This is a genomic window from Streptomyces sp. NPDC044921 (genome assembly GCF_056432865.1).
On record NZ_JBWKIF010000001.1, the window covers coordinates 204,359 to 223,323 of the forward strand.

Annotated in this window: 18 protein-coding genes; 11 read left to right on the forward strand and 7 right to left on the reverse strand. The window is 74.1% G+C overall.

What is annotated here, in order from left to right; translation table 11 throughout:
* Nucleotides 1-39: 39 nt before the first annotated feature.
* The 4 genes from AC07DA_RS01025 to AC07DA_RS01040 are packed head-to-tail and all read left to right on the forward strand — an operon-like array spanning nucleotide 40 to nucleotide 2,704.
* Nucleotides 40-1,167 carry an acyl-CoA dehydrogenase family protein gene (locus AC07DA_RS01025; protein ID WP_479123334.1) on the forward strand — a complete coding sequence of 376 codons (1,128 nt, stop codon included), beginning with the start codon at nucleotides 40-42 and terminating at the stop codon, nucleotides 1,165-1,167.
* Between the two features lie 30 nt (nucleotides 1,168-1,197).
* Complete coding sequence (locus tag AC07DA_RS01030; RefSeq protein WP_479123887.1) at nucleotides 1,198-1,374, forward strand: hypothetical protein; 177 nt, start codon at nucleotides 1,198-1,200, stop codon at nucleotides 1,372-1,374.
* Nucleotides 1,371-2,105, forward strand: a complete 735-nt coding sequence (locus tag AC07DA_RS01035; protein WP_479123336.1) for an enoyl-CoA hydratase family protein — start codon at nucleotides 1,371-1,373, stop codon at nucleotides 2,103-2,105. Before AC07DA_RS01030 ends, AC07DA_RS01035 begins: the two co-directional genes overlap by 4 nt.
* On the forward strand, nucleotides 2,093-2,704 hold the full coding sequence (locus AC07DA_RS01040; RefSeq protein WP_479123338.1) for a TetR/AcrR family transcriptional regulator: 612 nt from the start codon (nucleotides 2,093-2,095) through the stop codon (nucleotides 2,702-2,704). Before AC07DA_RS01035 ends, AC07DA_RS01040 begins: the two co-directional genes overlap by 13 nt.
* A 19-nt stretch (nucleotides 2,705-2,723) precedes the next feature.
* Here the strand turns inward: AC07DA_RS01040 and pdxH are convergent, their stop codons facing one another.
* Complete coding sequence (pdxH, locus tag AC07DA_RS01045; protein WP_479123340.1) at nucleotides 2,724-3,392, reverse strand: pyridoxamine 5'-phosphate oxidase; 669 nt, start codon at nucleotides 3,390-3,392, stop codon at nucleotides 2,724-2,726.
* A gap of 285 nt (nucleotides 3,393-3,677) precedes the next feature.
* On the opposite strand from pdxH, the gene AC07DA_RS01050 reads away from it, so the two are divergent.
* A complete protein-coding gene (locus tag AC07DA_RS01050) occupies nucleotides 3,678-4,778 on the forward strand; it encodes a citrate synthase 2 (protein ID WP_479123341.1) in 1,101 nt (366 codons plus the stop codon).
* A 22-nt stretch (nucleotides 4,779-4,800) separates the two neighbouring features.
* Here AC07DA_RS01050 and AC07DA_RS01055 read toward each other — a convergent pair whose 3' ends face one another.
* Nucleotides 4,801-5,307, reverse strand: a complete 507-nt coding sequence (locus AC07DA_RS01055; protein WP_479123343.1) for a diadenosine tetraphosphate hydrolase — start codon at nucleotides 5,305-5,307, stop codon at nucleotides 4,801-4,803.
* 291 nt (nucleotides 5,308-5,598) lie between these two features.
* Between AC07DA_RS01055 and AC07DA_RS01060 the strand changes: the two genes are divergently transcribed.
* Nucleotides 5,599-6,003: a RidA family protein gene (locus AC07DA_RS01060; RefSeq protein WP_479123345.1), complete on the forward strand. Its 405-nt coding sequence runs from the start codon at nucleotides 5,599-5,601 to the stop codon at nucleotides 6,001-6,003.
* Nucleotides 6,004-6,079: 76 nt separating this feature from the next.
* Nucleotides 6,080-7,546 (forward strand): PAS domain-containing protein, encoded by a 1,467-nt coding sequence (locus AC07DA_RS01065; protein ID WP_479123347.1) that lies wholly within the window; start codon nucleotides 6,080-6,082, stop codon nucleotides 7,544-7,546.
* A 20-nt stretch (nucleotides 7,547-7,566) separates the two neighbouring features.
* Here the strand turns inward: AC07DA_RS01065 and AC07DA_RS01070 are convergent, their stop codons facing one another.
* Nucleotides 7,567-8,322, reverse strand: coding sequence for an SIS domain-containing protein (locus tag AC07DA_RS01070; protein WP_479123348.1), 756 nt, complete (start codon nucleotides 8,320-8,322; stop codon nucleotides 7,567-7,569).
* A gap of 270 nt (nucleotides 8,323-8,592) precedes the next feature.
* Between AC07DA_RS01070 and AC07DA_RS01075 the strand changes: the two genes are divergently transcribed.
* Nucleotides 8,593-9,285, forward strand: coding sequence for an iron-dependent transcriptional repressor DtxR (locus AC07DA_RS01075; protein WP_094056948.1), 693 nt, complete (start codon nucleotides 8,593-8,595; stop codon nucleotides 9,283-9,285).
* A gap of 594 nt (nucleotides 9,286-9,879) precedes the next feature.
* Nucleotides 9,880-10,785 carry an alpha/beta fold hydrolase gene (locus AC07DA_RS01080; protein WP_479123350.1) on the forward strand — a complete coding sequence of 302 codons (906 nt, stop codon included), beginning with the start codon at nucleotides 9,880-9,882 and terminating at the stop codon, nucleotides 10,783-10,785.
* Between the two features lie 43 nt (nucleotides 10,786-10,828).
* Here the strand turns inward: AC07DA_RS01080 and AC07DA_RS01085 are convergent, their stop codons facing one another.
* The 3 genes from AC07DA_RS01085 to AC07DA_RS01095 form a co-directional block, all read right to left on the reverse strand.
* The gene (locus AC07DA_RS01085; protein WP_479123353.1) at nucleotides 10,829-12,421 is read right to left on the reverse strand and encodes a transporter; all 1,593 of its coding nucleotides are present in this window, start codon (nucleotides 12,419-12,421) and stop codon (nucleotides 10,829-10,831) included.
* Nucleotides 12,418-13,209 (reverse strand): ABC transporter ATP-binding protein, encoded by a 792-nt coding sequence (locus AC07DA_RS01090; RefSeq protein ID WP_479123354.1) that lies wholly within the window; start codon nucleotides 13,207-13,209, stop codon nucleotides 12,418-12,420. Before AC07DA_RS01090 ends, AC07DA_RS01085 begins: the two co-directional genes overlap by 4 nt.
* A 108-nt stretch (nucleotides 13,210-13,317) precedes the next feature.
* The gene (locus tag AC07DA_RS01095) at nucleotides 13,318-13,980 is read right to left on the reverse strand and encodes a bifunctional DNA primase/polymerase (protein ID WP_311681827.1); all 663 of its coding nucleotides are present in this window, start codon (nucleotides 13,978-13,980) and stop codon (nucleotides 13,318-13,320) included.
* A gap of 306 nt (nucleotides 13,981-14,286) precedes the next feature.
* On the opposite strand from AC07DA_RS01095, the gene AC07DA_RS01100 reads away from it, so the two are divergent.
* Nucleotides 14,287-15,672: a transcriptional regulator gene (locus AC07DA_RS01100; RefSeq protein ID WP_479123356.1), complete on the forward strand. Its 1,386-nt coding sequence runs from the start codon at nucleotides 14,287-14,289 to the stop codon at nucleotides 15,670-15,672.
* A 201-nt stretch (nucleotides 15,673-15,873) separates the two neighbouring features.
* A complete protein-coding gene (locus AC07DA_RS01105) occupies nucleotides 15,874-17,607 on the forward strand; it encodes a hypothetical protein (protein WP_479123357.1) in 1,734 nt (577 codons plus the stop codon).
* Between the two features lie 45 nt (nucleotides 17,608-17,652).
* Here the strand turns inward: AC07DA_RS01105 and AC07DA_RS01110 are convergent, their stop codons facing one another.
* On the reverse strand, nucleotides 17,653-18,963 hold the full coding sequence (locus tag AC07DA_RS01110; protein ID WP_479123359.1) for an ABC transporter substrate-binding protein: 1,311 nt from the start codon (nucleotides 18,961-18,963) through the stop codon (nucleotides 17,653-17,655).
* Nucleotides 18,964-18,965 lie beyond the last annotated feature (2 nt).

The window sequence follows — 18,965 nt, forward strand, 5'->3', positions numbered from 1 at the left end:
CGCCCAGCCACATACGACCCGCACCCGAAAGGACGTCCCATGGACACCGAAGACCACAAGGCGCTCCGGGCAGCCGTCGCCGCCCTCGGCAGTCGTCACGGCCCGGGCGCCGACCCCGATCACCTCTGGTCCGAGGCGGGCAAGCTCGGCTACCTGGGCGTCAACCTGCCGGAGGCACACGGCGGCGGAGGCGGCGGCATCGCCGAACTCTCCATCGTCCTCGAAGAACTGGGCGCGGCGGGCTGCCCCCTCCTCATGCTGGTGGTCTCCCCGGCCATCTGTGGCACGGTCATCGCCCGCTTCGGCACCGACGCCCAGAAGGAGACCTGGCTCCCGGGCCTGTCCGACGGCACCCGCCGGATGGCCTTCGGCATCACCGAACCCGACGCCGGCTCCAACTCCCACCGCATCACCACCACCGCCCGCCGCGACCAGGACACCGGAGGCTGGATCCTCACCGGGCGCAAGGTCTTCGTCTCCGGCGTCGACATCGCGGACGCCACCCTGATCGTCGGCCGCACCGAGGACGCCCGCACCGGCCGCCTCAAGCCCTGCCTGTTCATCGTCCCGCGCGACACCCCCGGCTTCGCGCGCCGCCCCATCGACATGGAACTCCACGCGGCGGAGAAGCAGTTCGAACTGGTCCTGGACGACGTGCGCCTGCCCGCCGACGCGCTCGTCGGCGACGAGGACGCGGGCCTGCTCCAGCTGTTCGCCGGTCTCAACCCCGAGCGGATCATGACGGCCGCCTTCGCGATCGGCATGGGCCGCCACGCCCTCGGCAAGGCCGTCGGGTACGCCCGCGACCGCACCGTCTGGAACGCCCCCATCGGCGCCCACCAGGCCATCGCCCACCCCCTCGCCCAGGCGCACATCGACCTCGAACTCGCCCGCCTGATGATGCAGAAGGCCGCCGCGCTCTACGACGCCGGTGACGACACGGGCGCGGGGGAGGCCGCCAACATGGCCAAGTACGCGGCCGGGGAGGCCTGTGTGAAGGCCGTCGACCAGGCCGTGCACACCCTCGGCGGCAACGGCCTGACCCGCGAGTACGGCCTGGCCCGGCTGATCACAGCCGCGCGCGTGGCTCGTATCGCCCCGGTGAGCCGGGAGATGATCCTCAACTACGTCTCCCACCAGACCCTGGGCCTGCCCAAGTCGTACTGAGGCGAACCGCGCCGCGAGGAGGAAGCCGCCATGTTCCGCAGCGAGTACGCGGACGTCCCGCCGCCGGACGCCGCCGGGGAGACCATGAGGTACGTCGCCGAGCGCGTGGCCCCCTGCCGGCGGATCCGCCGGGGCACGTGCGTCGACGGCGTCCCGCGGGCGGCCTCCGGCAAGATCGTCCGCCGACGGCTCCGGGAGCGCGCATGACCCTGATCGCCCGCAGCCGCGCGCGTGCCGTGCAGACCCTGGCCCTCGACGCGCCGCCGCGCCGCAACGCCCTGTCGGCGGCCCTGGTCGGCGAACTGGCCGACGCGCTCGCGGACGCCGGCCGGGACACCGGCGTCCGCGCGGTCGTCCTCACCCACACCGGCACCACCTTCAGCGCCGGCGCCGACCTGAAGGACCCACCGCCCCCCGAGGCGCTGGTCGCGCTGCTGCGAAGGATCGTCGAGCTGCCCAAGCCGGTCGTCGCCCGCGTCACCGGCCACGTCCGCGCGGGCGGCCTCGGCCTGCTGGCCGCCTGTGACATCGCGGTCGCCTCCACCGCGGCCACCTTCGCCTTCACGGAGGTCCGCATCGGCGTCGCCCCCGCGGTCATCTCCCTGCCGCTGCTGCCCCGCGCTGACCCGCGTGCCCTGTCCCGGTACTACCTCACCGGCGAGCGCTTCGACGCGGCCGAGGCCACCGCGACGGGCCTGCTCACCGCGTACGCCGAGGACGTCGACACGGTCCTGGCCCCGGTCCTGGACAGCCTGCGCAGGGCGGCCCCCGACGCCCTGGCCGAGACGAAACGGCTGCTCACGGCTAGGGTGCTGGAAGCCTTCGACCGGGACGCGGCCGACCTGACCGCGCTCTCGGCCCGGCTGTTCGCCTCCCCGCAGGCACGCGAGGGGATGACGGCCTTCCTCGAACGACGGGATCCGGCATGGGTGGTGTGAGCACGGTCGACCGTGCGGAGAGAGTCCCCAAGCAGGACCGCAGCCGGGCCACCCGGCAGCGGCTCCTGGAAGCCGCCGTGGCCTGCCTCGCCGAGCACGGCTGGGCGGGCTCCACCGTCTCCGTCGTCGCCGAGCGGGCCGGGGTCTCCCGGGGCGCCGCCCAGCACCACTTCCCGACCCGCGAGGACCTCTTCACGGCGGCCGTCGAGTACGTGGCCGAGGAGCGCTCCACCGCCCTGCGCGCCCTCTTCCCCGAGGGCGCCGCCGGGGACCGGCACGCCGTCGTCGCCGCCCTGGTCGACCTCTACACCGGTCCGCTGTTCCGCGCCGCCCTGCACCTGTGGGTGGCCGCCTCCAACGAGGAGCAGCTGCGCCCCCGCGTCACCGAGCTCGAATCCCGCGTCGGCCGTGAGACCCACCGCATCGCCGTCGACCTCCTCGCCGCCGACGAGTCCGTGCCCGGCGTCCGCGAAACGGTCCAGGGCCTGCTCGACATGGCCCGCGGCCTGGGCCTGGCCAACCTCCTCACGGACGACGCGGCCCGCCGCGAACGGGTGGTCACCCAGTGGGCGCGGCTCCTGGACGAGGCGCTGGGCTGACCGCGGGGACCACGGGGCCTCAAGGGCTCAGCCGCTCCACCCGCCAGCTGCCGTCCGGCTGCTCCACGTAGCGCAGGCGGTCGTGCAGGCGGTTCTCGCGGCCCTGCCAGAACTCCACCGCCTGCGGGGCGACCCGGAAGCCGCCCCAGTGCGGCGGCACCGGCACCTGCTCGCCCTCCGGGTAGCGGGCGGCCAGTTCGGCGTAGGCGCCGTCGATGTCGGCCCGGGTGGGGACCACCGAGGACTGGGCGCTGGCCCACGCCCCGAGCTGGGAGCCGTGCGGCCGGGTGCGGAAGTAGGCGGCCGTCTCGTCCCGGCCGGTGCGCCGCGCGACCCCGGTGACGATGACCTGGCGGGCCATGGGGTGCCAGGGGAACAGCAGCGAGACGTACGGGTTCTCCGCCAGGTCGCGGGCCTTGCGGGAGTCGTAGTTCGTGTAGAAGACGAAGCCCTGCTCGTCGAAGTGCTTCAGCAGCACCGTGCGGGAGCTGGGCCGGCCCTCGGCGTCGGCCGTGGAGACGATCATGGCGTTCGGTTCGAACAGCCCGCCGTCCGTCGCGGCCTGCTTGAACCAGCGCGCGAACTGCGCGACGGGGGTGGCGGCCAGCTCGGTCTCGGAGAGCCCCTCCGCCCGGTACTGCTTGCGCATCGAGGCCAGGTCGAAGGGGACGTCGTCGCGGTCGGTCACCCGGTCATCTTGCCGTACGGACGGTGTCCTTCGTCACTGCCTGGCACTGAGTGCCGCGAACCCTCCCCAACCCTGGCACTCGGAGATATCGTTTCCGTGCCGTTCCGGTTGGGTGACCGCCGACCGTTCGGGGCATCACAGGGGCAACCGGCCAGGACCGCGAGTCGCCGCGGACGACCGTGGATCCACTGGACGGCCGCCCGCTGCACCAGCTGACTGACACATGGTTGGTACGACCCACCCCACCTCACACCATCTGTCACTTACATCACGAGGAGCCGCCTGATGTCCGACTTCGTACCCGGTCTCGAGGGAGTCGTCGCGTTCGAGACGGAGATCGCCGAACCGGATAAGGAGGGCGGCGCACTCCGGTACCGGGGCGTCGACATCGAGGACCTCGTCGGCCACGTCTCCTTCGGCAACGTGTGGGGCCTGCTCGTCGACGGCGCCTTCAATCCGGGCCTGCCCCCCGCCGAGCCCTTCCCCATTCCCGTCCACTCCGGTGACATCCGCGTGGACGTCCAGTCCGCGCTCGCGATGCTCGCCCCGGTCTGGGGCCTCAAACCGCTGCTCGACATCGATGCCGAGCAGGCCCGTGAGGACCTGGCCCGGGCGGCCGTCATGGCGTTGTCGTACGTGGCCCAGTCGGCCCGCGGCCAGGGCCTGCCCATGGTGCCGCAGCGCGAGATCGACAAGGCGAACTCGGTCGTCGAGCGCTTCATGATCCGCTGGCGCGGCGAGCCCGACCCCAAGCACGTGGCGGCGGTGGACGCCTACTGGACGAGCGCCGCCGAGCACGGCATGAACGCCTCCACGTTCACGGCCCGGGTCATCGCCTCCACCGGCGCGGACGTCGCGGCCGCGCTGTCCGGCGCGGTGGGGGCCATGTCGGGCCCGCTGCACGGCGGCGCCCCGTCCCGGGTCCTGCACATGATCGAGGAGATCGAGCGCACCGGCGACGCCGAGGCCTACGTCAAGCAGACTCTCGACAAGGGCGAGCGCCTCATGGGCTTCGGGCACCGCGTCTACCGCGCCGAGGACCCGAGGGCGCGGGTCCTGCGCCGCACGGCCCGCGAACTGGGCGCCCCGCGCTTCGAGGTCGCCGAGGCCCTGGAGAAGGCGGCCCTGGCGGAACTGCACGCCCGCCGCCCCGACCGCGTCCTCGCCACCAACGTGGAGTTCTGGGCGGCCATCGTCCTGGACTTCGCCGAGGTCCCGGCGCACATGTTCACGTCCATGTTCACCTGCGCCCGCACGGCCGGCTGGTCCGCCCACATCCTGGAGCAGAAGCGCACGGGCCGGCTGGTCCGCCCCTCGGCCCGCTACGTCGGCCCGGGCAGCCGCAACCCCCGCGAGATCGAGGGCTACGGGGACATCGCCCACTGACCCGCCCCGTCCACGGCCGGCCTCACCCGTCCCCGGGTGGGGCCGTTCCCGCGCCCGGGTCCGTGAGCCGGTCCAGTTCCTCCCCGATCGCCGCGCGCAGCGGCCCGTGCCGGGCCCCGAGGGCGTACCGCTCCTCGGTCCACATCCCGCGCGGGTAGAGCCACACGGGCAGCCGCACGCGCTCGGGAGGCTCCCAGCCGTACCGCGGCCACACGTGCGCGTGCAGGAACCCGTCGGTGTTCCCGAGGATCTCCAGGTTCACCCGCCGGAACGCCGGATCCATCCGCCGGCAGGCCCGCTCCACGGCTTCCCCGAGCCGGTCCATGCCGTCGAGGAACGCCAGCCGCCGACTCCGCGGCAGCTCGGACAGCCGCCGCACCGCCGGGTCGTCGGTGAGCAGCACCGAGTATCCGGGCAGGAACTGCACATCGCCGATCGCCGCGAACCCGGCGTCCAGCCTCCGTATGACGGCCGGATTCTCGCCCCGCAGGGCACTGCCCACCCGGTCGCGGTGCCAACTGCCCGGCATGATCGCCCCCTGGAAACGCAGGCGACCCGCGAGTCTGGGTCCTCCAGGGGAGGAGCCGGCCGGACGTACCGGCGACTCGCGGGTCGGGTGACTGCTTGAGATTGGGCCGGCTGCACGCGTCGCTCACGCGCTGGCTCGGCACCGCACAAGTGTGGTGACGGGCCGCTAGCCCGCAGCCACCTCACGCGTCCGGTTTCCATACATCTGCCGAACCACCTCCTCTCTCGTGTACCCGGAACCCTAGGGAACGGTCCCGGCCCGCATCAACCGTTTTTCTGAGACCTTGACCCCATGACGCGACGGCAGGCGATTCTCAGCGGTTCGGTGTACGAGGAGCGGATCGGGTACGCCCGGGCCGTGGTGGACGGTGACCAGGTGCACGTGTCCGGCACGACCGGGTTCGACTACGCGACGATGACGATCTCCGAGGACGTGGTGGAGCAGGCCGAGCAGTGCCTGCGCAACATCGGGGACGCGCTCGCGAAGGCCGGCTGCTCGTTCGCGGACGTCGTGCGCGTGCGGTACCTGCTGCCCGAGCGGGAGGACTTCGAGCCGTGCTGGCCGGTGCTGCGCGCGTGCTTCGGCGAGGTGCGGCCGGCCGCGACGATGATGGTGTGCGGCCTGGCCGACCCCCGGATGAAGATCGAGATCGAGGTGGACGCGCGCCGGGGCAGCGGGGGTGTCACGGGCCGTTGACGTGGGGATTGCCCGCGTACAACGATTCCTTCAATGTTGTGGGAACTCGGTGTGCGCCGGGTCACGTTCCAGTTCAATGAGGGCAAGGAGCGAGCCGGCGTGCCGTACGTGCGGACGCAGCCTGCAGGGGGTCCAGGTGAGTGCTTCCCGGCGTAGTGGGACCACGGACGAGCTGGGGCCGGACGAGCCCGAGCGGGACGGCGCGGACGGCTCGGATCTGCTCGCCGCCCTGCTGGACGGGATGGACGCGGCGCTGTGCGCCTTCGACGCCGACGGCGTCGTCACGCACTGGAACCGCGAGGCCGAGCGGATCCTCGGCTGGAGCGCCGACGAGGCCGTCGGCAAACGCGGCCTGACCGGCTGGGCGGTGCGCAGCGCTGACGCCGAGGAGGTCGAGGAGCGCCTGCTGTCGGCCATGCACGCCCCGGGCCGGCAGGTGCACGAGTTCGCGCTGCTGACGAAGGACGGCGGGCGGGTGCTCGTCCGGACGCAGTCGGCGGCCGTGCGCGGGCCCGACGGGAAACCGGCCGGGGTCTACTGCGCCTTCAGCGAGGTGCACGCGCAGATCGACCTGGAGCGGTCGATCGCGCTGAGCGAGGCGCTGTTCGAGGACGCCGGCTGGGGCGTCGTCCTGGTCGACGTCGACCTGCGGCCCGCCGTGGTGAACGCGCACGCGGCCCGGGCGCTGGGCACGGGCCGTACGTCGGTGCTCGGGCGGCCGCTCGGGGAGCTGCTCTCGCAGGGCGTGGAGGAGCTGGAGAGCGCGTTGCAGCACGTGCTCGCGGAGGGCGCGCCACCGGCGCCGGCCGAGGTGTGGGTGAGTGTCCGCACGCCGGAGGGGGAGCGCCGGCGGTGCTGGCGCAGCGGTTTCCTGCGGCTGGCCTCGCCGCTCGCGGAGGAGCCGGTTCCGCTGGGCGTGGGCTGGCTGTTCCAGGACGTGACGGAGACCAAGCAGAACGAGCAGGAGGCGTCACTGCTGCGCTTCCGCACGCAGCAGCTGCACCGGGCCGCGCGGGCGGCCGCCGAGTGCGAGGACCCGGCGGAGGCGGCGACGGTCCACCTGGAGTTCGCCCTGGCCGGATTCGCCGACCACGCGCTGATCGACCGGGTGGCCGGCGGCGCGCTGACCGACCCGGAGGCCGAGGGCCCGGTCCGCCTGGTGCGGATCGCCGCCACGCCGTCCGGCGCCCCGGGCCCGAGCAGGCTGGCGGGCCGGGCGGGGCTGCCCGTGCGCTACGCGGAGGGCCATCCCGCCCTGCAGTGCGTGGAGCGCGTCGGGGCGCTGCGGGCGAGCGCGGGCGCGGCGCCGCCCGAGCGGGCCCGCGAGTGGGCGCTGGCGCGCCAGTGGCCGCCGGACGCGGTGCACGCCCTGTGCGCGGTGCTGCGCAGCAGGGGGCGCACCCTGGGTGTCGTGACGTTCCTGCGGGGGGCGGGCCGCAGCGCGTTCGAGCGGTCCGACGCGATGTACGCGGAGGACGTGGCGCTGCGCATCGCGTCGGCCCTGGACCTGCTGGACCTGACCGAGCCACCCACGCACACCTGACCGGCCACCGGCGTTCCCGCTCAGTGCCGGTAGAAGATCCGGTCCGCGTACTGCTCCATCACGCGGGCGTTCCAGTCGTGCCCCCCGTCGACGTTGCCGGAGCGCAGCAGTGGCGGCTCGACGCCCCGGTCGGCGAGGGTCGTCGCGGTCGTGGCCATGACGGCCTGGAGCAGGGCCGAGGTGACGACCGTGGAGGCGGGGGCGAAGGGCGCGGGCACCTTGTCGTGGGTGAGTTCCGCGTCGCCGACCGCGATCTTCGAGTCCAGGACGAGGTCGCAGTGGTCCTTCAGGTACGTGCCGGAGGCGTGGCGGGAGGTCGTCTCCGACGCGTAGGCCACCGACGTCACGCCGATGACCTTCACCCCCAGGGCGCGCGCGTGCAGGGCCATCTCCACCGGCAGGGCGTTGCGCCCGGAGAGGGAGACGATGAGCAGGGCGTCGCCCGCGCGCAGCGGGGAGCTGTCGAGCACGGCGCTCGCGAGGCCGTCGACGCGTTCCAGGGCGGAGCCGAGCGGCGCGGGCATGACGTCGACGCCGACGACGCCCGGCACGGCGAGGAGGTTCATCAGGGCGAGTCCGCCGGCCCGGTAGACGAGGTCCTGCGCGGCGAGGGAGGAGTGCCCGGCGCCGAAGGCGAAGAGCCGGCCGCCGCCGGCGACGGTGTCCGCCAGAAGGGTCCCGGCCGCCGCGATGCTGTCGGCCTCCTCGTCGCGCACCCGCCGCAGCAGGTCGATCGCGGCGTCGAGGAACTGGCCGGCCGGCGTGCGGTCGCTCATACGGATCCCCTTCGAACTGGCCTCACGGGCTCGTGTCGCGCATCACGGTGCGGTCTGGACCAGCGCGGTGTCAACACGGCAGCGGAGGCCGCGCCGCGCGACGGCCCCGGGGCACGCGAGCGGAAGTCCGTACCCTGCTTCGGGGCCCGCAATCTCCGCTCTCCCTCCCGCGGCACGGTTGTCGGTGGTATCCGGCAGAATTGGGTGCAGGGCCAGCGCACACGCCGGTGAGCCGTCCAGCCTCCGGCAGATCTCATTCGAGGGGCACGTATGTCCGGACTGATCGACACCACGGAGATGTATCTCCGCACCATCCTCGAGCTGGAGGAAGAGGGTGTGGTCCCCATGCGCGCCCGTATCGCCGAGCGGCTCGACCAGAGCGGCCCGACGGTGAGCCAGACCGTGGCGCGGATGGAGCGCGACGGCCTGGTGTCCGTCGCGACCGACCGGCACCTGGAGCTCACGGACGAGGGCCGCCGCCTCGCCACGCGCGTGATGCGCAAGCACCGCCTCGCCGAGTGCCTGCTGGTGGACGTGATCGGTCTGGAGTGGGAGCAGGTCCACGCCGAGGCGTGCCGCTGGGAGCACGTGATGAGCGAGGCCGTGGAGCGCCGCGTCCTGGAGCTGCTGCGGCACCCGACGGAGTCGCCGTACGGCAACCCGATCCCGGGCCTGGAGGAGCTGGGCGAGAAGGACGGCGCCGACCCGTTCCTGGACGAGGGCATGGTCTCGCTGGCCAGTCTCGACCCCGGTACGGAGGGCAAGACGGTCGTGGTGCGCCGCATCGGCGAGCCGATCCAGACGGACGCGCAGCTGATGTACACGCTGCGGCGGGCGGGCGTGCAGCCCGGCTCGGTGGTGAGCGTGACGGAGTCGGCGGGCGGTGTGCTGGTGGGCAGCGGCGGCGAGGCGGCCGAACTGGAGTCGGACGTGGCCTCCCACGTGTTCGTCGCCAAGCCCTGAGCGGGCCGCGGCTGCCGAGGCCGGTCGGGCCGGTCCGTCCGGTGAAGGCCGCCGCTTCGGGAGCGGCGCTCGCGGCGTTGGCGTGATCCGTACCGCGTCCCGGACGCAGTCCGTCGAATGGCAGCGCTCGTCCGCTTCCCGTGCGACGCTGTCGCGTGGGGCATATGACCTGTGGAGGCTCTGGGCCGCGGTCTGACAGCGATGTCACCCGGCCGGGGAGGGGGCGGGAGGATGTGCCGTTCGGACGGAGAGAGCCCCGGCGCCGTGCGGCGCCGGGGCCTGTCCTCCCCCGTGTTGACCCGGAGCCCCGAGCTCTCAGGGTCATTCCCCGCGGACCGGTTTCCCCGAGCGGTCCGCCCCCCGCTGAAGATCTCCCCCCGGCAGCGGCCATCAATCCCCGGGGGCGGTCACTCGAACGAGGGGTGTTGCCCGCGAGAACCGCATCTTCGAAAGCACATTCGATAGTCTGCGGGCGACGCAGGGCACGGGTGCCACCACGGACCCGGCACGACAGGCACAGCAGGCAGAACACGGTTCACAGGACCGTCCGGCCGAGGAGGCCGCGGTCCGCGCGAAGCTTGGGGGGTGCCAGACATGGCGCGACGCATCGACGTGACCGGGACGGGCGGCGTACGCCTCGCGGCCTGGGAGTTCGGCGACCCGCCCAAGACCGACCCGGCGCAGGACGGGCCGGACGCGGACGGGCACGGCGGGCGGAGTGGGGCCGGCGGCTCCCCGGGCGTGCTGTTACTGCACGGCCTCATGGGCCGCGCCTCGCACTGGGCGCCCACCGCCCGCTGGCTCTCCGGCCGGTACCGCGCGGTCGCCCTCGACCAGCGCGGCCACGGCCGCAGCGAGAAGCCCCCGCGGGGCGCCTTCACCCGGGACGCCTACGTCGACGACGCCGAGGCCGCCCTGGAGCAGCTCGGACTCGCCCCGGTCGTCCTCATCGGCCACGCCATGGGCGCGCTGACCGCCTGGCAGCTGGCCGCCCGGCGTCCCGACCTGGTCCGCGGCCTGATCATCTGCGACATGCGGGCCTCCGCGCTCGGCGCCGCGTCGCAGCGCGAGTGGGCCCAGTGGTTCGCCTCCTGGCCGCTGCCGTTCGCCACGCTCGCCGACGTCCGCAAGTGGTTCGGCGAGGACGACCCCTGGGTGGAGCGGCCCAACCCGGCCCGCGGCGAGTTCTACGCCGAGGTGATGGCCGAGTCCCCGGACGGCTGGCGCCCCGTCTTCGACCCGGAACAGATGCTCCGCTCCCGCGAGACCTGGGTCTACGACGCCCACTGGGAGGAACTGGCCCAGGTGCGCTGCCCCGCCCTGGTCGTGCGTGGCCTCGACGGCGAGCTGGGCCGCGCCGAGGCCCAGGAGATGGTCCGGGTCCTGCCCCGGGGCCAGTACGCGGAGGTCGCCGACGCCGGTCACCTCGTGCACTACGACCAGCCGGAGGCCTGGCGCGCGGCCATCGAGCCGTTCCTGGACTCACTCGGCGACGGCTGAGCCCGGCCGCCGGCGGAGGCCGGCCCGGCCCGGCCGGCGGTCCTCACCCCTTGCTGACCGCCTGGAGGATCTCCGGCAGCCGCCGGGCGGTCCGGGGAGCGGCGAGCCGCAGGCCGACCGCCGTGAGCACCGCCCCGTACAGCGTGCCCACGGGCAGCAGCAGCCAGGCGAGGCCGTCGCCGTCCGCGCTCACGTTCAGCCAGATCGTGAGCGCGATGACGGGCGCGCACAGCAGCGCGGCCCCGATCATCCCGCCGAAGATCGAGATCCACGCGAGCCCGGTCTGGCCGGGGGCGACGTTCTTGTAGCCCTCCTGCGGGATGGAGTACGGGAAGCGGGCGGAGGTCCACGCCCCGGTCGCGAGCATCGCGCCGAGCAGCGCGAAGGACAGCCCCAGCACCTCGGGCAGCCGCTGCCAGTCGCCGAGCATGGCGGTGGTGAGGACGGTGACGAGCGCGGCGTACGGCAGGGTGATCAGCAGCAGGGCGTAGGCCCGCGCGCGCAGTTCGGCGTAGGCGTCGCGGGTGGAGGAGATCGTCATCGCGACCATCCAGAACGCCGAGGAGTCCTGACCGAACTGGTTGTACATCTGGATGCCGAGCATCCCGGCCGCGAAGCACGCGAAGTACACGGACCCGGTGCCCTGCCAGGCGTTGAACACCGGCACGATCAGCCCGATGGCCAGTGAGGTCACCCAGGCCGCCTTGGTCTTCGGGTCGCGCCACACGTAGCGCAGGCTGCGCTCCATGACCGTGCCGGTACGGCCGGCCGGCAGCAGCCCCGCGAGCCCGGTCGACGACCGCTCGCGGGCGGCCGCGTCCGCCGTCGGCAGGGTCGAGCCGTCCGGTGCGGTCATCAGCCGGGTCAGATGCCGCGACCACACCGCGAGCAGCGCCGCCAGCGCGCCCGCGCTGAGCGCCAGTTGTGCCACGGCGCGCCCGTACGAGCCCTCGCTCACCGCGTGCACGGCGCCGATCGCCGAGGCGGGCGGCACCCACTGCAGCGCGTCGCCCGCCGGGTCCAGCTCACCGAGCCCAGACGCCCCGATCCGCTGCGCGCCGAAGTTGACGACCTGCGCCCCGACGGCGATGACGAGCCCGCTCAGCACCGCCAGGTCGCGCCCCTTGCGGCTGGTCAGCAGCCGGACGTTGGCGGCGGCCACGGCCCGAGCGAGGGCCACGCACACCAGCAGCGCCAGCGCGACGGCGACCACGCCCACCGCGAACGCGGCTCCGCCCCGGGCCACCGCGATCACCGAACCGGCCAGCAGGCACAGCGTGAACAGCGGCCCGATCCCGACCAGTGAGGCCGTGAGCAGCGCCCGCACCAGCGGCCGGGGGCGCAGCGGCAGCATCACCAGCCGGGTGGGGTCGAGGGTCTCGTCGCCGCTGGGGAAGAACAGCGGCAGCACGGCCCAGCCGAGCCCCAGCACCGCCACGGCCAGCACGACCACCGACTCGGCGTGCGCGTGCCCGCGCAGCGCGATCAGGCCGATCAGCTGGAGCGCGGCGAACAGCAGGGCGAAGACGGCCGAGGTGATGTACGCGGCCTTGCGTCCACCGGACTGCCGCAGTCCGTTGCGCAGCAGGGACAGCTTCAGCCGGACGAGGACGGGCGTGATCGCGCCGGCGCTCACCGGGACCCGCCGCCCAGCCAGTCGAGGTCGGACCCGGCGTCCCGGCCCTGGGCGCCGACGAGTTCGAGGAACGCCCGCTGCAGCGAGGGCGCGTCGCCGCGCACCTCGGCGAGGGTGCCGGTGGCCCGGATCCGCCCGGCGGCCATCACCGCGACCCAGTCGCACAGCGACTCGACGAGCTCCATGACGTGGGAGGAGAACACCACGGTGGCGCCCGAGGCGGTGTACCGCTCCAGCACGCCCCGGATGGTCTGGGCCGAGACGGGGTCGACGCCCTCGAACGGCTCGTCCAGGAAGAGCACTTCGGGATTGTGCAGGAGCGCGGTGGCCAGGCCGATCTTCTTGCGCATGCCGGTCGAGTAGTCGACGACGAGCTTGTGCTGGGCACCGGCCAGGTCGAGGACGTCGAGGAGCTGGGTGGCCCGCTTGTCGACCTCGGCGCCGGGCATCCCGCGCAACCGGCCGGAATACGCCAGCAGTTCCCGCCCCGACAGCCTCTCGAACAGCCGCAGCCCCTCCGGCAGCACCCCGATCCGGGCCTTGACCTCGACGGGATCCCGCCACACGTCGTGCCCGACGATCTCGACGGTTCCCTGGTCGGGCCTGAGCAGCCCGGTCACCATGGACAGCGTGGTGGTCTTCCCGGCCCCGTTCGGCCCGACGAGCCCGATGAACTTGCCCGCGGGCAGCTCCAGATCGATCCCGGCGACAGCGACCTGCTGCCCGAACCGCTTCCACAGCCCCCGCACCCGTACAGCGCTGGATCCCACCGCGTCTCCCTCCGTCACCCTGCACCCTACGGTTTCGGCGGTACCCAAGGGGCGCGGGGCACTGCGCGAGCAACCGACGACCACTCGCGGCCGCCACGCAACGGCAACCAGGCAGACGCTCAGGCGCTACCGATCCCGCCCGCACGCGTAGGCCAGCGGCGAGATCAACTCCTCCGCGTCCGGCAGCCACCGATTGGCGGGGGTCGGCCGGCAGGCCCACTGCACGGCCCCGCGCGACCCGAAGCGCGTGGGCGGCGCGGCCACGTACGCGCCCTCGCCCAGCACCGTCAGGTCCAGCGACGACACCGACCAGCCCAGCTTGCGCACCAGGTCGGGCACCTTCACGGCGGCCCCCGGCAGCACGAAGAACTCCATCCGCCGGTCCGGCGTGAGCGTCACCGGCCCCAGCGTCAGCTCCATCCGCTCCATCCGCGCCAGCGCCAGGAACCCCGCGGTCTCCGGCACGGAGATCGCGTCGAACGTCCGCCCCGTCGGCAGCAGGATCGACGCCGTCGGCTGCTTCTGCCACATGCGCCGCGCGACCGTCGCGCTCCCCGTCGCCTGCGTCGCCCAGTCGGGACGCGCCGGGTGCGAGCCGGGCGCCGGGCACGCGGCGTCACCGCACGAGCAGCGCTGACTTCCGTCGACGGCTTCCAGCCAGGTGCCCGGAAACACGTCCCAGTGGCGCTCCTCGGCGTAGCGGACGGCGGTCTCCAGCAGCGATTCCCCGCGCTGCTTCGGGATCTGAGCGGCTTCGGTGCCGGCGATCGTCTCTTCCACGATGAACACAACTCCGGTCGTCACCAGGGGTTACGCCCGTCCGCGTGCGCGGGGGAGAGCACCGCGTCCGTGGCCGGGGCGCATGGGTGCATGTGCGGGGGCGCGCAGGAGGATCCGTGGCCGGGGATGGGTAGCCACGAGTGGGGCCGGCACCAGCCGTTACCCCGGCAATCCTCACATGCCTCGCATTTTCGCCTGGTCGGCGGGGCATTGATCTTCACGGCCGGATCTGTTCGCCGGGACGCGAGGGACCCGGCCGCGGAAGACACGTCAACTCGGTGCGTGGGCAGGCACCGCAGCCACAGGGGGTACGCCATGGCCGCAAGGCCGCTCGTCGCCCGGCAGCCGAACGAACGGCTCCAGGCGCTCATCCAGGAAGCCGGATGCTCCAACGCCGGCCTCGCCCGCCGGGTCAACATGTGCGGAGCCGAGCACGGACTCGACCTGCGCTACGACAAGACGTCCGTGGCGCGCTGGCTGCGCGGGCAGCAACCGCGGGGCCGCGCCCCGGCGATCATCGCCGAGGCGCTGGGCCGCAAACTCGGCCGGACGGTCACGATCGACGAGATCGGCATGGCCAACGGCAAGAACCTCGCCTCGGGGGTCGGCCTCCAGTTCTCGCCGACGGTGCTGGGGGCCATCGAGCAGGTCTGCGAGCTGTGGCGCAGCGACGTGGGGCGGCGGGACTTCCTGTCCGGCTCCTCCGTCGCCGCGTCCGCGCTGGTCGAGCCCAGCCGCGACTGGCTGATCTCCGCGCCGGACTCGCAGGTGTCGCGGTCGGCCGGGCCGCGGGTGGGGCAGTCCGACGTCCAGGCCGTGCGGGCGATGACGCAGGCGCTGGTGGACCTCGACCACCAGTACGGCAGCGGACACGTGCGCCCGGTGGTCGTGCACTACCTCAACAGCGTCGTCTCCGGGCTGCTGGCGGGGTCGTACCGGGAGGCGGTGGGGCGGGACCTGTTCGCCGCGGTGGCGCGGCTGACCGAGCTCGCCGGGTACATGGCCGTCGACACGGGGCAGCCGGGGCTGGCCCAGCGCTACTACATCCAGGCCCTGCGGCTGGCGCAGGCGGCCGGGGACCGCGGCTACGGCGGCTACGTGCTCGCCGCCTCCATGAGCCACCTCGCCGCGCAGCTCGGGAACCCGCGGGAGATCGCGCAGTTGGCGCGCGCGGCCCAGGAAGGGGCGCGGGGGCGCGTCACGCCGCGCGCGGAGTCCATGTTCCACGCGGCGGAGGCGCGCGGGCACGCCCTGCTGGGCGACGCGCGCGCCGCCCAGGCCGCGGCCGGGCGCGCGGTGAGCGCCCTGGAGGCGGCCGACCCGGCCACCGGGGACGACCCGGTGTGGATCGCGCACTTCGACGAGGCCTACCTCGCCGACGAGTTGGCCCACTGCCACCGGGACCTCGGGCAGGCCGAGGCGGCGGCACGGTGCGCGCAGGAGTCGCTGGCCGGGCATCCCGGGACGCGGGCCCGCCGCCGGGCCATCGGCTATGTGCTGCTCGCCACGGCGCAGGTGCAGCAGCGCGAGATCGAGGAGGCGTGCAGCACGGGCATGAAGGCCGTCGAACTGCTGGAGGGCCTGCGGTCCAACCGGGGCGCCGAGTACCTGGAGGACTTCCAGCAGCGGCTGGAGCCGTACCGGGACGAGGCGGTGGTGCGGGAGTTCGGGGCGCGGCTCGATGTGCAGGCGGCGGCGTGAACACACGGTCCGCGCATGCGTGAACGTCCGGGAAACGGCTGCTCGACGGGCGGGAGGTGACGTGAGAGGCGGGCCGTGACCCGGTTCTGTTACCGCGCTCACAGGGCAGGCGGTCGCGCCCTGTGCTGCGTGGCACGGGGCTCAGGGGACCCGGTAGCGTGACCCGACGATTCACAAGGTCCCCCATTAGTAGGAGTCCCGGTGACGCAGAGTGGACAGGGCGAGGAGCCCTCGGCGCGCCCCGCGCGCGAAGGCATCGTGCTGCCCTCGGACGGTGGCGAACCGCTGCTGCCGGGCATGACGGGCGGACCGGGCGACGCCCCGGGCCGCCGGCCGGCCCCGCCCCCGACGGGGCAGGCCCCCGCCGAGGGCCAGACCTGGGGAGAGCCCTGGGGCCCCGGGCAGCAGACGCCCCCGCAGCCGGACCGGACCTGGCAGTTCCCGCCGCCCCAGCAGCAGTGGCACGCCCCGCAGCAGCAGCCCTGGGACGGCCCGCAGGACCCGGGAGCGCTCCCGCGGCAGAACACCCCGCAGGACCCGTACGGCCGGTCGGCGCACCACGCCCCGTACGACGCGCCCCAGCAGCCGTCGGGTGCCTACGGCGCCCCCGGCGGCGGAGCTCTGCCCCCGGAAGGGACCGGCGGGCCGCACGGCGCCGGGGCGCACGGACCCGCGGAAGGGGACGGCCGGCCGCCGGCCTCCGGCGCGTACGGCGCCGCCGGGGCAGACCCGCTGCCGCCCGCCACGGACTCCTACGGGGGCCTGCCTCCGGCCTCGGGCGCCTACGGCCCTCCGGCCGGCGCGCACGGACACGGACCCGGGGGCGCACCCCTGCCCCCGGCCGCCGACGAGGGGGCGACCCAGTACCTGCCGCCCGTCGCCGCGGACGGGTCCGCCGCAGCGACCCAGTACCTGCCGCCGGTCCCCCCGGCCGCCGACGAAGGGGCCACGCAGTACATACCCCCGGTCGGACCCGGGGCGCTGCCGCCCGAGTCGGCCACCGGGGAGGACCCCGAGGCGACGCGGTTCCTGGGGACCGGGCCGCGCGCCGGAGCCGGGCCGCTGCCGCCCGCCTCGAACCCGGACGCCGAGGCCACGCAGTACATCGCGCCGGTGCCCGGTGGCGCGGACAAGCAGCCGCCCGCCGAGTTCGGCCACCTCTTCCGCGACGACCGGGCCGCCGCCCCTGCCGGGGCCACCCAGCAGCTGCCCCGCGTCGAGCAGCACCGGGCCCAGCCCGCCCGCGGCGCCGCCCAGCCCTCCCACGCCGCTCCGGCCGCGGGCCGCTCCCGCGGCGGCCGGACCGGTTCGCGCGTCCCCGTCATCGCCGCCGTCGGCATCGGCATCGCCGTCCTGGGCGTCGGCGCGGGCGCGCTGCTCGCCGGCGGAGGCGGGGACGACGGCGGCGACGACAACAAGACGGTGGCCGCCTCCGCGCCCGCGACGGACGGCTCCGCCTCGCCCTCGCCCTCGGCCGACCCGGCCCGCGCCCAGGCCGTCGAGCTGGACAAGCTGCTCGCCGACAGCGGCGACAGCCGCAGCGCGGTGATCAAGGCGGTGGCCGACGTCAAGGGCTGCGACAACCTCGCCCAGGCCGCCAAGGACCTGCGCGACGCGGCGAAGCAGCGTACCGAGCTGGTCACCCGGCTCGACGGCATCCAGGTCGACCGGCTGCCCGGCCACGCCGCGCTCACCACCGCCCTCACCAAGGCGTGGCAGGCGTCCGCCTCCGCCGACGACCACTACGCGGCCTGGGCCGACCAGACCGCCGGCAAGAAGGGCTGCAAGAAGGGCCAGGCCCGCGTCACCGGCCAGACCCAGGCCGGCAACCGGGCCAGCGGCGTCGCGAGCGCCGAGAAGGCCAAGGCGGCCACGCTGTGGAACAGGATCGCGAAGACGTACGGGCTGACCGAGCGCACGCCGACCCAGTTGTGACGGACGCCGTGACGAGCTGAGCCGGCGGGAGCCGCGGGGCCGCGCCTAGTAGGTCACGTCGGCGTCCTGCAGCGTCCGGGTCGTGTCGACGAAACCCTTGCGGGCCGACACCAGCCGCCCCTCGCGCACCACCTGAAGGGTCACGTTCGCGTTGACCAGCCGCGGGAAGCCCACCGAGGCCAGCTTGTCCTGGAACCGCCACCGCAGGGTCGGCGTGAGCCCGCCCGTGTCGGCCTCGAAGCCGTCGTCGAGGGCCTCCGTCACCGTGTCGGCGCTGATCTCGCCGTCACCGAGCGACTCGACGACCCGGTGGAAGACGGTGTAGGCGATCCACGTGGTCTGCACCCCGGCGTCCGCGGGGTCGATCCGGTTGTCGCCGAAGGCCTCCTGCCTGATCACCCGCTTCATCGCGTCCCAGCGCGGATCACTCGCCACGGGGTACCAGCCGGTGATGTACGAGCCCTCGTACGGACCCGACGCCCCGCCGGTCGCGTCGATCACCGTCTGGTCGACGCTGCCGAGCACCGCGGCCGTCCGGACGTCGGGGTGGTCCTCCCGGGCCCGGCGGAAGGAGTCCATGAACGTGCCGTTGCGGTCCCCGAGCGCGGGCACCACGCAGCCCTCGTCCCGCGGATCGGTGGTCGTCGAGCGCAGCGCCCGCTCCGCCTGGTCGTCGTACTCGGTGGCGTCCTCCGGCGCGCGCTGGTCCCGCGCGGGCTCGTGTCCGCCCGCCTTCAGGCCCGAGTCGAGCAGCGGCGGCAGCTGGTCGCCCGCGATCGTGTCGGGCCGGATCAGCGCGACCGGCCCGCAGTCGGCGAGCGCGCGGCCCAGGCCGGCGAGCAGCGCGGGCTGGCCGCCGTTGACCGGGTAGGACAGCGGGCTGGTGAACTCGGCGTTCGTGATGCCGTAGCCGCCTATGTAGGGGATGCCCGCGCTCTCCAGCGACGGGAAGAAGGAGTCGGCGTGCTGGCTGTAGGATCCGACGACCGCGACGACGTTCTCCTTGGCCGCCTGCCGGGCGCACTTGGCGGCGGCCACGCTGTCGTTGTGGTCGTTGCAGGTCAGCACCTTCAGCTCGCGGCCGTTGATGCCGCCGTTGGCGTTCACCCAGCGGGCGTAGGCGGTGGCGAAGGCGGGCATGCCTGGCTTGTTGGTGGCCTTGGTCTTCTCGGGCGCCCACGTCATGACGGTGATGGGCGCGTCCCCGGCACCCCCCGTGGTACCGGGCACGACCCCGCAGCCGGCGAGGAGTGACGCGCACGCGACCGCCGTGCCCGCGGAGAGGACGCCTTTTCTGGCGTGACGGACGAGGAGGCCGGGGAGGGATGTGCTGCGGGTGCGTCGCCTGCCGGTCATGG